Below are 14,065 nucleotides of genomic sequence, written 5' to 3' on the forward strand. Positions count from 1 at the left end.
GGGGAGGTACATCACGAACTCAGGGGCTGGCGCGCTCGTTACCGGCGGGTTAAGCTCAGACGAGCGAGTTACCCACTCGCGTTTTCCTCAGGGCGGCCTGGTGACGCAGCCGCCGTGAGAGCAGTCGGTTCGGTGCTTCAGGCACCGCAGTACGACATGGCTCCGGGACAGAGCCGGTCGGCTTCACCGTTCACCGGGTACGCCCTCGCGTGCTCCCCGGCCCGGACGGCTCCGGGCATGTGCGCTCCTCAGCCCGGCACCACCCGCAATGCTCCGCACCCCGTGCGCTCCTCGGCGCACCCGCGTGCCCTTCTCAGTCGTCACCCTCATCTGGAGACCCGCGATGGCCGCTCCCCAGTCCGACATCCCTCTGTCCCCTCTCCAGACCGTCGCCGTCGTCGGCCTCGGCACCATGGGCACCGGCATCGCCGAGGTCCTCGCCCGGGCCGGCCGCGACGTCGTCGGCATAGACATCAGCGAGGCCGCGGCCGTCCAGGCCGTCACCGCGCTCGAAGCCTCCACCGCCCGCGCCGTGCGGCGCGAACGCCTCACGGGGCAGGAGCGCGAGGACATCCTCGGCCGCTTCCGCACCTCCACCGACCTCACGGCCGCGGCCGACGCCGACCTGGTCATCGAGGTGACCCCGGAGTCGTACGACATCAAGCAGCAGGTCCTCCGCGCGCTGGACGGCATCGTGCGTCCGGACACCATCCTGGCCACCGGCACCAACGCCCTCTCCGTGACGCGTCTGGCCGCCGACTCGGCCCACCCCGAGCGCGTCCTCGGCCTGCACTTCTTCAATCCGGCGCCCGCGATGAAGCTCGTCGAGGTCGTCTCCTCGGTACTGACCGCGCCCGCGGCGGTCAGCGCCGTCACCAACCTCGCCCTCGACCTCGGCAAGGAGCCCGTCGCGGTCGGCGACCGCCCCGGCTTCGTCGCCGACGGACTGCTGTTCGGCTACCTGAACCAGGCGGCGGCGATGTACGAGGCGAAGTACGCCTCCCGCGAGGACATCGACGCCGCGATGAAGCTCGGGTGCGGCCTGCCCATGGGTCCGCTCGCCCTGCTCGACCTGATCGGCGTCGACACGGCCCGTACGGTGCTCGAGGCCATGTACACCGAGTCCCAGGACCGGCTGCACGCCCCCGCGCCCATCCTCAAGCAGCTCAGCGAGGCGGGCCTGTCCGGACGGAAGTCGGGGCGCGGTTTCTACTCCTACGAGGCTCCCGGCAGCGCGAGCGTCGTGCGGGACGCGCTGACGCCGCTCTCCGGCGGCCCCGGCACCGCCGGCCGTCCGGTGCGCTCGGTCGGCGTCGCGGGCTCCGGAACGATGGCGTCCGGCATCGCCGAGGTCTTCGCGAAGGCCGGGTACGAAGTCGTCCTGGCCGCCCGCTCCGAGGAGAAGGCACAGGCCGCCAAGGCCCGGATCGGCAAGTCGCTGGCACGGTCGGTCGACAAGGGCCGGATGACCGCCGAGGCCGCCGCGAGCACCCTGGACCTGATCATCCCGGCGGGTTCGTACGACTCCTTCGCCGAGGTCGATCTCGCCCTGGAGGCGGTGGCCGAGGACCTGGAGGTCAAGCAGCAGCTCTTCGCGGTGTTCGACAAGGTCTGCAAGCCCGGCGCGATCCTCGCGACCACCACCTCCTCGCTGCCCGTCGTGGCCTGCGCCCGTGCCACCTCGCGCCCGCAGGACGTGATCGGCATGCACTTCTTCAACCCGGCCCCGGCGATGAAGCTGGTCGAGGTGGTCCGGACCGTGCTGACGGCGGACGACGTGCACAGCACGGTCCGCGAGCTGTGCGAGAAGATCCGCAAGCACCCGGTGGACTGCGGCGACCGCGCCGGATTCATCGTGAACGCCCTGCTCTTCCCCTACCTGAACAACGCGATCAAGATGGTCCAGGAGCACTACGCGACGCTCGACGACATCGACGCCGCGATGAAGCTGGGCGGCGGGTACCCGATGGGGCCCTTCGAACTCCTCGACGTGGTGGGCCTGGACGTCTCCCTGGCCATCGAGAAGGTGCTGCACCGGGAGTTCCGCGACCCGGGCCTCGCCCCGGCGCCGCTCCTGGAGCATCTGGTGGCCGCGGGCTGCCTCGGCCGCAAGACGGGGCGCGGCTTCCGCGAATATGCCCGCCGCTGAGCGTCCCGGCGACCGGTCCGTGGACAGCGCCGACTGGGGCGGACTGCTCGACCCGACCGGAGACCCCCCGCCCGTCGAGGGTGGGGGGATCCCCGGACTTGCACGTTCTCCTGCGCAGATGCAGTACGTTCGGGTCATGTCCCAGCCCGCCAAGTCCTCACGTACACCGGCCACGCCCGACGCACCGGAGAGTGCCGCGGGCGGTCGCGCCGCCGCGCAACGGCTCAAGATGCGACGGGAACTGGCGGCCTCGGCCATGGAGCTGTTCGCGACCAAGGGGTACGAGGCGACCACGGTCGACGAGATCGCGGCGCGGGCCGGGGTCGCCCGCCGCACCTTCTTCCGCCACTTCCGTTCCAAGGAAGAGGCGATCTTCCCCGACCACGACGACACCCTGATCCGCGCCGAGGCGGTCCTCGACGCGGCGCCCGCGCACGAGCACCCGCTCGACACGGTGTGCCGCGGCATCAAGGAAGTCATGAAGATGTACGCGGCCCAGCCCGAGATCTCCGTCTCGCGCTACAAACTGACCCGTGAGGTGCCCACGCTCCGGGAGGCCGAGATCGCCTCCGTCGCCCGGTACGAGCGGCTCTTCACCCGCTACCTCCTCGGCCACTTCGACGAGCATGCCCACGACGACGACGCCAACGACGATCCGCTGCTCGCGGAGGTCGCCGCGTCCGCCGTGGTCACGGCGCACAACCACGTCCTGCGGCGCTGGCTGCGGGCCGGCGGCCAGGGGGACGTGGAGGCCCAGCTCGACCACGCCTTCTCCATCGTCCGCAGGACGTTCGGGACCGGGATCGGCGCCGGGCGGGACGCCGCGCCGCGTACGGCGCCCGCGTCCTCCTTCACGGAGGGGGACGTCCTGGTGACCGTGGCCCGGGTCGACGCCCCGCTCGACCAGGTGATGCGGACGATCGAGCAGGCGCTGCGCGACCGCCCGTAGGGCCTGCGGCAGACGCCCTGGCAGGGGTCCGGCCGCCTTCGGCCCACGCCCCACCGACCCGTTGACCGGTGATCCGTGACCCATGACTCCGTCACCCGATCGGCGGAGGGCAGGAAGCGGGAGCCGCCCGCGGCGCACGGCGGCCGACGCGGCGACAGAGCCCGGACCGGACCCGCGCCCCCTGCCCCCGACCCGCCGGACCGTGGCTCCGCGAACACCGCGTCGCCACCCGCCCGGGGACGCTCCCTCCCGGGCATTCCCTCCCGGCACTCCCCCGGCCCGTTCGTGGCACTCTCAGCCCCTCCAAGGCACTCCCCGTGCCCACCGGGGCCGCTCTCCGCCCCCGCCGGACCACCCCTCCGGCCACCTCCCCGCCACTTCCCGGCACTCGCCACCCCGCCCACGGCCGCTCGCCGCACCCCCTCCGAGCTGCGGTTTTTGATCGATCATCGGCCAGTCTGATCGATCATCGCTCACGTGTTACGTAAAGATTTCACCTGAGCGCAACTGATGGCACTCCGTGCCTTGCCAGGTGGCACGGTGTGCCATACGTTGATGTTGTCCGGGCGGCCGGCGTGCAGAGATCCCTCGTACGCCGGCTGTCCCCGCACACCACTGGTGAGCGCGCCCGGACGCCTGCGTCACAGGCACCCTCCCGCGCCGACAAAGCGCTGCCACAGCACCACCTCCGCCGAACCGACGGCACACCCCTCACCTCAGCAGCAGCACCGACGTAACCCTCAGCGTCTTCCCTCGGACGCGTATCGCCGGAGGCAACACCGTGAAGGAAATCCTGGACGCGATCCAGTCGCCGGACTCCACGTCCGCCGACTTCGCCGCTCTTCCGCTCCCCGAGTCCTACCGTGCCATCACCGTGCACAAGGACGAGACGGAGATGTTCGCCGGGCTCAGCACCCGCGACAAGGACCCCCGCAAGTCGATCCACCTGGACGACGTGCCGGTGCCGGAGCTCGGGCCGGGCGAGGCCCTGGTGGCCGTCATGGCCTCCTCGGTCAACTACAACTCCGTGTGGACCTCGATCTTCGAGCCGATGTCGACCTTCGCCTTCCTGGAGCGCTACGGGCGGCTCAGCGAGCTCACCAAGCGCCACGACCTGCCCTACCACATCATCGGCTCGGACCTCGCGGGCGTGGTCCTGCGCACCGGCCCCGGCGTGAACTCCTGGAAGCCCGGCGACGAGGTCGTCGCGCACTGCCTCTCGGTCGAGCTGGAGTCCTCGGACGGCCACAACGACACGATGCTCGACCCCGAGCAGCGCATCTGGGGCTTCGAGACCAACTTCGGCGGCCTCGCCGAGATCGCCCTCGTCAAGTCCAACCAGCTGATGCCCAAGCCCGGCCACCTGAGCTGGGAGGAGGCCGCGGCTCCCGGTCTCGTCAACTCCACCGCGTACCGCCAGCTGGTGTCGAGGAACGGCGCCGGCATGAAGCAGGGCGACAACGTCCTCATCTGGGGCGCGAGCGGCGGGCTCGGCTCGTACGCCACCCAGTTCGCGCTCGCCGGCGGTGCCAACCCCGTCTGTGTCGTCAGCAGCGAGCAGAAGGCGGACATCTGCCGGTCGATGGGAGCCGAGGCGATCATCGACCGCAACGCCGAGGGCTACAAGTTCTGGAAGGACGAGACCACCCAGGACCCGAAGGAGTGGAAGCGCTTCGGTAAGCGCATCCGCGAGTTCACCGGGGGCGAGGACATCGACATCGTCTTCGAGCACCCCGGCCGCGAGACCTTCGGCGCGAGCGTCTACGTCACCCGCAAGGGCGGCACCATCACCACCTGCGCCTCGACCTCGGGCTACATGCACGAGTACGACAACCGCTACCTGTGGATGTCACTGAAGCGGATCATCGGCTCGCACTTCGCGAACTACCGCGAGGCCTGGGAGGCCAACCGGCTCGTCGCCAAGGGCAAGATCCACCCGACGCTCTCCAAGGTGTACTCCCTGGAGGAGACCGGACAGGCCGCGTACGACGTGCACCGCAACCTCCACCAGGGCAAGGTCGGTGTGCTCACCCTGGCGCCCCGTGAGGGCCTGGGTGTGCGCGACGAGGAGAAGCGCGCGCAGCACATCGACGCCATCAACCGCTTCCGGAACGTCTGAGGTCCACAGATGACAGAGCGTCAGCGTCAGAAGGACCGGCCGTGGCTCATGCGCACGTACGCCGGTCACTCCACGGCCGAGGCGTCCAACGAGTTGTACCGGCGCAACCTCGCCAAGGGCCAGACCGGCCTGTCGGTCGCGTTCGACCTGCCGACGCAGACCGGCTACGACCCCGACCACATCCTCGCCCGCGGCGAGGTCGGCCGGGTCGGGGTTCCGGTCTCGCACCTCGGTGACATGCGCCGGCTGTTCCAGGACATCCCCCTGGACCAGATGAACACCTCGATGACCATCAACGCCACCGCCATGTGGCTGCTGGCGCTCTATCAGGTCGTCGCCGAGGAGCAGGGTGTGGACATCACCACGCTCCAGGGGACGACACAGAACGACATCGTGAAGGAGTACCTCTCGCGGGGGACGCACGTCTTCCCGCCGGTGCCCTCGCTCCGTCTGACGACGGACATGATCGCCTACACGGTCTCCCGCATCCCCAAGTGGAATCCGATCAACATCTGCTCGTACCACCTCCAGGAGGCCGGTGCCACGCCGGTGCAGGAGATCGCGTACGCGATGTCGACGGCCATCGCGGTGCTGGACGCCGTCCGTGACTCGGGGCAGGTGCCCGCGGAGAAGTTCGGTGACGTCGTCGCCCGTATCTCCTTCTTCGTGAACGCGGGTGTCCGGTTCATCGAGGAGATGTGCAAGATGCGGGCGTTCAACCGCATCTGGGACGAGGTCACGCGCGAGCGGTACGGCATCCAGGACGCCAAGCAGCGCCGCTTCCGCTACGGCGTCCAGGTCAACTCCCTCGGCCTGACCGAGGCCCAGCCGGAGAACAACGTCCAGCGGATCGTGCTGGAGATGCTGGCCGTGACACTGTCGAAGGACGCCCGCGCGCGTGCCGTGCAGCTTCCCGCCTGGAACGAGGCGCTCGGCCTGCCCCGGCCCTGGGACCAGCAGTGGTCGCTGCGCATCCAGCAGGTACTGGCCCACGAGAGCGACCTGCTGGAGTACGAGGACATCTTCGAGGGCTCGCACGTCATCGAGACCAAGGTGGCCTCTCTGGTGGAGGAGTCGCTCGCCGAGATGGACCGGATCGACGAGATGGGCGGGGCGATGGCCGCCGTCGAGTCCGGCTATCTCAAGTCGCAGCTCGTCTCCTCGCACGCCGAGCGCCGGGCCCGGATCGAGGGCGGCACCGAGAAGATCGTCGGCGTCAACATCTACGAGTCGACGGAGCCCAACCCGCTGACGGCCGACCTGGACGCGGCGATCCAGACGGTCGACCCGGCCGTCGAGGCCCATGTCGTCGCCGCGCTCCAGCAGTGGCGCGACACCCGCTACCAGCCGCCGTTCAACCACCCGCGCCCCTGCAAGGCGCTGGAGCGGCTGAAGGAGGCGGCCAAGGGCACCGACAACCTCATGGAGGCCACCCTGGAGTGCGCCCGCGCCGGGGTCACGACCGGCGAGTGGTCGGAAGCCCTGCGCGAGGTCTTCGGCGAGTTCCGCGCGCCGACCGGCGTCTCCTCGGCGCCCGTCGCGGTCACCGCCGAGGAGGGCACCGCCATGGCGCTGGTGCGCCACCGGGTCGAGGAGACCGCCCGCGACCTCGGTGTGGGCAAGCTCCGGTTCCTGGTGGGCAAGCCGGGTCTGGACGGGCACTCCAACGGCGCCGAGCAGATCGCCGTGCGGGCCCGCGACGCCGGGTTCGAGGTGGTCTACCAGGGCATCCGGCTGACGCCCGAGCAGATCGTGGACGCCTCGATCGCCGAGGACGTGCACGCCGTCGGTCTGTCCATCCTGTCCGGGTCGCACGCCCAACTGGTGCCGGACGTGCTGGAACGGCTGCGCGAGGCCGGCGCCGCCGACATCCCGGTGATCGCGGGCGGGATCATCCCGAACGCGGACGCCGAACAGCTGCGCGCCGCCGGAGTGGCCGCGGTGTTCACCCCGAAGGACTTCGACATCACGGGAATCATCGGCCGTATCGTCGACGAGATCCGGAAAGCGAACAAGCTCGACCCCCTGGAGGTCCCCGCATGACCACGCCCGTCAACCGCCTTCGCCCGCGGCGATCCTGCCTGGCGGTGCCCGGCTCGAACCCGCGCTTCCTGGAGAAGGCCCAGGGCCTCCCCGCGGACCAGGTCTTCCTGGACCTGGAGGACGCCTGCGCCCCGCTGGCCAAGCCCGACGCGCGGCACACCATCGTGAAGTTCCTCAACGAGGGCGACTGGACCGGCAAGACGCGGGTCGTACGGGTGAACGACTGGACGACGCAGTGGACGTACCGCGATGTCGTCACGGTCGTCGAGGGCGCGGGCCAGAACCTGGACTGCATCATGCTGCCGAAGGTCCAGGACGCCCAGCAGGTGGTGGCCCTCGACCTGCTGCTGACCCAGATCGAGAAGACGATGGGCTTCGAGGTCGGCAAGATCGGCATCGAGGCGCAGATCGAGAACGCGAAGGGCCTGGTGAACGTCGACGAGATCGCCGCCGCCTCGCCGCGCGTGGAGACCATCATCTTCGGCCCGGCCGACTTCATGGCGTCGATCAACATGAAGTCGCTCGTCGTCGGTGAGCAGCCCCCGGGGTACCCGGCGGACGCGTACCACTACATCCTGATGCGCATCCTGATGGCCGCGCGCACCCACGACCTCCAGGCGATCGACGGCCCCTACCTGCAGATCCGCAACCAGGAGGGCTACCGCGAGGTCGCCGGGCGCGCCGCCGCCCTCGGTTTCGACGGCAAGTGGGTGCTGCACCCGGACCAGGTCGCCGCGGCCAACGAGATCTTCTCGCCCTCGCAGGAGGACTTCGACCACGCCGAGCTGATTCTCGACGCATACGAGTACTACACGTCCGAGGCGGGCGGCAAGAAGGGCTCCGCGATGCTCGGTGACGAGATGATCGACGAGGCCAGCCGCAAGATGGCTCTGGTGATCTCCGGCAAGGGCCGGGCGGCCGGCATGCGGCGCACCAGCAAGTTCGAAGCTCCGGAGGCCTGAGCACCATGCAGTTCGGACGTACGTACGAAGAGTTCGAGGTCGGCGCGGTCTACAAGCACTGGCCCGGCAAGACGGTCACCGAGTACGACGACCACCTCTTCTGCCTTCTGACCATGAACCACCACCCCCTCCACCTGGACACGAACTACGCGGAGCGGACGACGGACTTCGGCCGGAACGTCGTCGTGGGCAACTACGTCTACTCGCTGCTGCTCGGCATGTCGGTCCCCGACGTGTCCGGGAAGGCGATCGCGAACCTGGAGATCGAGTCGCTCAAGCACGTGGCGCCGACCTTCCACGGCGACACCCTCTACGGCGAGACGACCGTCCTCGACAAGACGCCCTCCCGGAGCAAGAACGACCGCGGGATCGTGCACGTCGAGACCAGGGGCTACAAGCAGGACGGCACGCTGGTCTGCGTGTTCCGCCGCAAGGTGATGGTCCCCACCGAGACGTACATCAAGGAGCGCGGCGGCGAGCAGCCCGGCCGCCCGGAGCCGACCGCACCCGCGGAGAAGAAGACGGAGAAGTAGCCATGGCGCGACTCGCCCAGACCGCCGGTCTGACCGACGTCCAGCAGGAGATCCTCTCCACGGTCCGCGATTTCGTGGACAAGGAGATCATCCCGGTAGCCACCGAGCTGGAGCACCGCGACGAGTACCCGCAGCAGATCGTCGACGGCCTGAAGGAACTGGGCCTGTTCGGCCTGATGATCCCCGAGGAGTACGGGGGTCTCGGCGAGTCGCTCCTCACGTACGCGCTCTGCGTGGAGGAGATCGCCCGCGGCTGGATGTCGGTGTCCGGCATCATCAACACGCACTTCATCGTGGCGTACATGATCAAGCAGCACGGCACCCAGGAGCAGAAGGACCACTTCCTGCCCCGGATGGCGCTGGGCGAGGTGCGTGGCGCGTTCTCGATGTCGGAGCCGGCGCTCGGCTCGGACGTGTCGGCGATCTCGTCCAAGGCGGTCCGGGACGGCGACGAGTACGTTCTGAACGGTCAGAAGATGTGGCTGACGAACGGCGGCTCGTCGACTCTGGTGGCCGTGCTGGTGCGCAGCGACGAGGGCCATCCCGAGGGCACGGCGCCGCACAAGTCGATGACGACCTTCCTGGTCGAGAAGGAGCCCGGCTTCGGCGAGGTCCGCCCCGGTCTCACGATCCCCGGGAAGATCGACAAGATGGGTTACAAGGGTGTCGACACCACTGAGCTCATCATGGACGGATTGCGCGTTCCGGCCAATCGGGTCCTCGGCGGCGCCACCGGCCGAGGGTTTTACCAAATGATGGACGGAGTGGAGGTCGGCCGCGTGAACGTGGCGGCCCGTGGCTGCGGTGTCGCTCAGCGTGCCTTCGAGCTGGGTGTCTCGTATGCCCAGCAGCGTCACACTTTCGGCAAGCCGATCGCGCAGCATCAGGCCATCCAGTTCAAGCTGGCCGAGATGGCCACCAAGGTCGAGGCCGCCCATGCGATGATGGTGAACGCGGCACGCAAAAAGGACTCCGGGGAACGAAACGACCTCGAAGCGGGGATGGCGAAGTACCTCGCGTCCGAATACTGCAAAGAAGTCGTCGAGGACGCCTTCCGGATCCACGGTGGCTACGGCTTCTCCAAGGAGTACGAGATCGAGCGTCTCTACCGTGAGGCACCGATGCTGCTGATCGGCGAAGGTACCGCCGAGATCCAGAAAATGATCATCGGGCGCCGACTGCTCGAAGAGTATCGACTCCAGAGCTAGCCGGGGTTGGATGTCCTGGTTCGGGGTGTTTTCTTCGAGAAGAAGATCACACCCCGTCAACACTCTTCGGCCGTCGACTCGGCTTCCTGGCTTGCCCAGTTGTGGCCCCCGACCGGTACGATCCCGGGAAAGCCGCCGTCCCCCGTTCCAGCGCGGCATCATCCGCTACGAAGGTCATCCATGCCCCACAGCCAAACCTCTGCACCTCGCGACAGCCTGGTCGGCGTACGCCTTGCGCGCGGAGCATCGCCGTGGCTTCTCCCGACCGTTGCCACCGCAGCACTCAGCCTGGCCCGCTCGCGCCGCTCCGGCGCCGCGAAGGCCGTGGCCGTACCCGCCACCGCGCTCGCGGCGGGCATGCTGTGGTTCTTCCGCGACCCGGAGCGAGAGATCGCCCAGGGCCGCGTCATCTCGCCCGCCGACGGTGTGGTGCAGAGCATCATGCCGTGGAAGGACGGGCGTACCCGCGTCGCGATCTTCATGAGTCCGCTCAACGTCCATGTCAACCGTGCGCCGCTCTCCGGCACGGTGACCTCGGTCGAGCACATCCCCGGTGGGTTCGTTCCGGCGTTCAACAAGGAGAGCGAGAACAACGAGCGCGTCGTCTGGCACTTCGACACCGAGCTCGGCGACATCGAGATGATCCAGATCGCCGGCGCGGTCGCCCGTCGTATCGTTCCTTATGTTCCCCGGGGCACGAAGGTCGAGCAGGGCGACCGGATCGGCCTGATCCGTTTCGGCTCGCGCGTCGACATCTACCTCCCCGAGGGTGTCGAGGTCGATGTGGAAGTCGGTCAGAAGACCGTGGCTGGGGTGACTCGAATTGACCGTGATTGATCCTGAGACACAGGCAGGCTGGGTGCCGGAGGCCGACGAGGTGGACGACGACGAGGAGATGCCCCTCTCTCTTCGCCTCTCGATAGCGGACACCCTCACCCTCGGCAACGCGACGTGCGGCTTCATGGCGGTGTACTTCACCACCACCGGCATCCTGATCCCGCACCTCACGGGCAGCCAGGAGTCGGGCATGGCGCGGCACAGCGCCGCCACGGCCGTCATCCTGATGCTCTGCGCCGCGGTCTTCGACCTGTTCGACGGCCTGGTGGCGAGAAAACTGCGCTCCTCCCCCATGGGCGCGGAACTCGACAACCTGTCGGACCTGATCAGCTTCGGCCTCGCTCCGGCCTACTTCGTGCTGGTCTACGGCATGGTCGCGGACGACGCGCACCAGAGAGTGGCCGCGGTCGGCGCGATCGTGGTGCTGCTGGCGGTCGTGCTGCGACTGGCGCGCTTCTCCTGCGTGACGGTCAAGGACGGCACGTTCCAGGGCATGCCGTCGCCGTTCGGCGCGCTGACGGTGGTCTCGATCGTGCTGCTGGAGCTTCCCTTCGTCGCCACGCTCATGGCGATCATCGGGACCGCGTGGCTCATGGTGAGCCGGGTCGAGTATCCGAAGCCGCGGGGACGCCTCGCGGTGGCGATGCTCTCCTGGATCGTCCTGAGCATGGGCATGCTGGCGGCCTGGGCCTTCGACGCTCCCGGCGGGCAGCTGCTCCTCCAGACCGGATGTGCGCTCCAGCTGGTCCTCGGTGCGGTGATTCCCCTCTTCGCCACGGCCCGGAGGGTGAACAACTTCCGCGACAACCGGCGTGAGGCGCGGGCGGCACAGCTGCCGTAGCACCCCGTACCACGGCGAAGGGCCCCGAACCGGTCGGTTCGGGGCCCTTCGGCGTGAACGGACAGGGTCAGTCGCCCGGTGTGTAGCCCTCGGCCACGGCCGAGGCGGCGGCCTGCCGGACGACCTTCATCCCGCCCACGGCGTTCTTGTCGGGCTGCAGGATGACGCTCTCCTTCGAGGAGGGGGCCTTGGGGTCGGTGAAGTCCTGGGTGATCCCGAAGCCCGGGTCGAAGTCGTTGATCGTCAGCAGCGCCTTGTCGACGCCCTCCCTGGTGAGGTCCTTGCCGGCGCAGGCCTTCTTGAGGGCCTCACCGAAGGCGAGAGCGGCGGTCCAGCCGGCCACCACACCGTTGTCCAGCGAGTCCTTCGGGTAGGCGGCCTTGTAGTCCTCGACGAGCTTCCTGGCCTGCGGGGTGTCCGCGCCGATGGGCAGCGAGGGCGAGGCGACGTAGTAGTTCTTCATCAGGGCGGGACCCGCCTGGGTGGCGAGCAGCTGCGGCGCGAAGGCCGAGTTGTTGCCGATGATCGGCACGTCGAACCTGCCCGCCGCCGCGACCCCGACGAGCGAGGCCGCCTGGCGCGGGCCCGCGCTGATCACGATCGCCTTGACGCCGGCCTGCTTCAGGGCGGCGACCTGGGCGGTCATGTCGTTGTCGGTCGGCTTGATCTTCTGCTCGACTATGGTGAGCCCGGACTGCTTCGCCATGTACTTCGAACCGGCCAGGGCGTTCTCGCCGTAGTCGCCCTCGAAGTACACATGGCCGACCTTGTCGCCCTTCTTCAGGCCCTTCTCCTTCATCAGGAAGTCGAGGGCGTTGATCGTCTCGATGTCGTACGTGGAGCCGATGACCCGGATGTACGGGCTGCCGAGCAGGTGGGCCGACCAGGCCTGGGGCAGCACCAGACCCTTGTCCCGGCCGTCCACGCGCTGCTTGACGGCGGCCACGAACGGCGAGCCGATGAACTGCGTGAACCCGAGTACCTTCGGCTCCAGCTCGGTGTACCCGGCGACCGCCTTCTGCGGGTCGTAACCGTGGTCGCGGACGGTGAGCGCCAGGTGGTAGCCGCACACACCGCCGTCGGCGTTGGTCTGCTTCACGTAGAGCTGCTGGGCCTGCGTGACGCTCTTGCCGAGGGTCGCGTAGACCCCCGTCATGTCGGTGAGCACCCCGAGCGCGATGGTCTTTCCGGAGACACCCGCGCCGGTCTTGACGCCACCCGCCGCCTCCTTGTCGCTCTCCTTGCCGTCCTTGGCCTTGGAACTGCACCCGGCCAGCACGAGCAGCACCGCGAGCGCGCCCGCGACCGCCTTCGCCGCGGGTGCTCCCGGCCTCCGTACCATGCGCATGGTCATCCTTCCTCCCCTGGGTTGGGCCTGCCGCGACGCCGGGCGGCCACACTGGCCAGGCCGCCGGGCAGGAAGAGCACCGCCGCCACGACGGCGGCGCCGTACAGGTACCGGGCCGCCTCGCCCGGTGCGATGCCGCCGGTTCCCGGGTCGGAGACCAGGGGCAGGGCGTCGCTGTAGTGGGTCAGCAACTGGGGCAGCAGGGAGACGAAGGCCGCCCCGACCACCGCCCCGGCGACCGAACCGAGGCCGCCGATGACGATCATGGCGAGATAGTCGAGCGAGAGCGTGATCCCGAAGTAGTCGGGCACCGTGCGCTGGAAGATCAGCGCGAGCAGCACCCCGGCCAGACCGGCGTACATCGAGGACAGGACGAAGACCCCGGCGCGGAACCGGGCGACCGGGACTCCGATCACCCCGGCCGCGATCCGGTGGTCGCGGATCGCGTTCAGGGCCCGGCCCGGACGGCCGCGCAGCACCCCGCGGGCGAAGAGCGCGCCCGCCAGGACCAGAACGAGTCCCACGTACCAGAGCTTCTCGGCGGAGCCGAAGGGAACGTCGGCGATCACCGTCTCGCGGTCGTCGAAGGTGAGGCCGAACAGGCTCAGCGGCGGTACGTCGCGGCCGTTGAAGCCCCCGGTGAGATCGCGCGCGTTGAACAGCACGTGCTGGCCGATGAAGATCAGGGCGAGGGTGGCGATGCCGAGGTAGGCCCCGCGCAGCCGGCCGGCGATGGGGCTGAAGAGGCCTCCCGCGACTCCCGAGACGCCGACGGCCAGCACGGCGGCGAGCCAGGTCGGCAGTCCCAGACCGGTGAGGCCGTCGCTCCCGTCGGCGGCGAACACGCAGTAGCCGTACGCGCCGACCGCGAGGAAGAAGGCGTGGCCCATGGAGAGCTGTCCGGTCGCGCCGGTCAGCAGGTTGATGCCGATCGCGCCGATCGCCGCGGCCATCGCGAACAGGCCCGCCTGGAGCCAGAAACGTTCGAGGTAGAAGGGCAGGGCGAGAAGGAGGACGGCGCATCCGGCCCGGACGTACAGGTGACCGTGCGGCACCCGGAGGGCGCGCCTGCGCGC

Annotated in this window: 11 protein-coding genes; 9 read left to right on the forward strand and 2 right to left on the reverse strand. The window is 69.1% G+C overall.

Annotated elements, in window-relative coordinates:
* Nucleotides 1-343: 343 nt before the first annotated feature.
* From ABZV34_RS19650 to pssA, 9 genes are all read left to right on the forward strand, one after another.
* Nucleotides 344-2,149, forward strand: coding sequence for a 3-hydroxyacyl-CoA dehydrogenase family protein (locus tag ABZV34_RS19650; RefSeq protein ID WP_356277859.1), 1,806 nt, complete (start codon nt 344-346; stop codon nt 2,147-2,149).
* Nucleotides 2,150-2,285: 136 nt separating this feature from the next.
* Nucleotides 2,286-3,098 (forward strand): TetR family transcriptional regulator, encoded by an 813-nt coding sequence (locus ABZV34_RS19655; RefSeq protein WP_356277862.1) that lies wholly within the window; start codon nt 2,286-2,288, stop codon nt 3,096-3,098.
* A gap of 781 nt (nt 3,099-3,879) precedes the next feature.
* Nucleotides 3,880-5,217, forward strand: a complete 1,338-nt coding sequence (ccrA, locus tag ABZV34_RS19660) for a crotonyl-CoA carboxylase/reductase (RefSeq protein WP_356277865.1) — start codon at nt 3,880-3,882, stop codon at nt 5,215-5,217.
* Between the two features lie 9 nt (nt 5,218-5,226).
* On the forward strand, nt 5,227-7,260 hold the full coding sequence (locus tag ABZV34_RS19665; protein ID WP_356277868.1) for a methylmalonyl-CoA mutase family protein: 2,034 nt from the start codon (nt 5,227-5,229) through the stop codon (nt 7,258-7,260).
* Nucleotides 7,257-8,222 carry a CoA ester lyase gene (locus ABZV34_RS19670; RefSeq protein WP_356277870.1) on the forward strand — a complete coding sequence of 322 codons (966 nt, stop codon included), beginning with the start codon at nt 7,257-7,259 and terminating at the stop codon, nt 8,220-8,222. The genes ABZV34_RS19665 and ABZV34_RS19670 overlap by 4 nt, the downstream gene beginning before the upstream one ends.
* A 5-nt stretch (nt 8,223-8,227) precedes the next feature.
* Complete coding sequence (locus tag ABZV34_RS19675; RefSeq protein WP_356277873.1) at nt 8,228-8,755, forward strand: MaoC family dehydratase; 528 nt, start codon at nt 8,228-8,230, stop codon at nt 8,753-8,755.
* Between the two features lie 2 nt (nt 8,756-8,757).
* The gene (locus ABZV34_RS19680; RefSeq protein ID WP_356277876.1) at nt 8,758-9,963 is read left to right on the forward strand and encodes an acyl-CoA dehydrogenase family protein; all 1,206 of its coding nucleotides are present in this window, start codon (nt 8,758-8,760) and stop codon (nt 9,961-9,963) included.
* Between the two features lie 180 nt (nt 9,964-10,143).
* Entirely contained in the window at nt 10,144-10,800 is a 657-nt protein-coding gene (locus tag ABZV34_RS19685; RefSeq protein ID WP_168530910.1) for a phosphatidylserine decarboxylase, read from the forward strand.
* Nucleotides 10,801-10,822: 22 nt separating this feature from the next.
* A complete protein-coding gene (gene pssA, locus ABZV34_RS19690; protein ID WP_356277996.1) occupies nt 10,823-11,641 on the forward strand; it encodes a CDP-diacylglycerol--serine O-phosphatidyltransferase in 819 nt (272 codons plus the stop codon).
* A gap of 67 nt (nt 11,642-11,708) precedes the next feature.
* On the opposite strand, the gene ABZV34_RS19695 is transcribed toward pssA, so the two are convergent.
* Nucleotides 11,709-12,995 carry an ABC transporter substrate-binding protein gene (locus ABZV34_RS19695; protein ID WP_356277879.1) on the reverse strand — a complete coding sequence of 429 codons (1,287 nt, stop codon included), beginning with the start codon at nt 12,993-12,995 and terminating at the stop codon, nt 11,709-11,711.
* On the reverse strand, nt 12,992-14,044 hold the full coding sequence (locus ABZV34_RS19700; RefSeq protein ID WP_356277999.1) for a branched-chain amino acid ABC transporter permease: 1,053 nt from the start codon (nt 14,042-14,044) through the stop codon (nt 12,992-12,994). The genes ABZV34_RS19695 and ABZV34_RS19700 overlap by 4 nt, the downstream gene beginning before the upstream one ends.
* Between the last annotated feature and the right edge of the window lie 21 nt (nt 14,045-14,065).

It is taken from the genome of Streptomyces sp. NPDC005195 (assembly GCF_040608315.1).
Classification (GTDB): domain Bacteria; phylum Actinomycetota; class Actinomycetes; order Streptomycetales; family Streptomycetaceae; genus Streptomyces; species Streptomyces kaempferi.

Coding starts and splice junctions, on each gene's coding strand:
- ABZV34_RS19650 (WP_356277859.1), top strand. CDS start 344: ATGGCCGCTCCCCAGTCCGACATCCCTCTGTCCCCTCTCCAGACCGTC.
- ABZV34_RS19655 (WP_356277862.1), top strand. CDS start 2,286: ATGTCCCAGCCCGCCAAGTCCTCACGTACACCGGCCACGCCCGACGCA.
- ABZV34_RS19665 (WP_356277868.1), top strand. CDS start 5,227: ATGACAGAGCGTCAGCGTCAGAAGGACCGGCCGTGGCTCATGCGCACG.
- ABZV34_RS19670 (WP_356277870.1), top strand. CDS start 7,257: ATGACCACGCCCGTCAACCGCCTTCGCCCGCGGCGATCCTGCCTGGCG.
- ABZV34_RS19675 (WP_356277873.1), top strand. CDS start 8,228: ATGCAGTTCGGACGTACGTACGAAGAGTTCGAGGTCGGCGCGGTCTAC.
- ABZV34_RS19680 (WP_356277876.1), top strand. CDS start 8,758: ATGGCGCGACTCGCCCAGACCGCCGGTCTGACCGACGTCCAGCAGGAG.
- ABZV34_RS19685 (WP_168530910.1), top strand. CDS start 10,144: ATGCCCCACAGCCAAACCTCTGCACCTCGCGACAGCCTGGTCGGCGTA.
- ABZV34_RS19695 (WP_356277879.1), bottom strand. CDS start 12,995: ATGACCATGCGCATGGTACGGAGGCCGGGAGCACCCGCGGCGAAGGCG.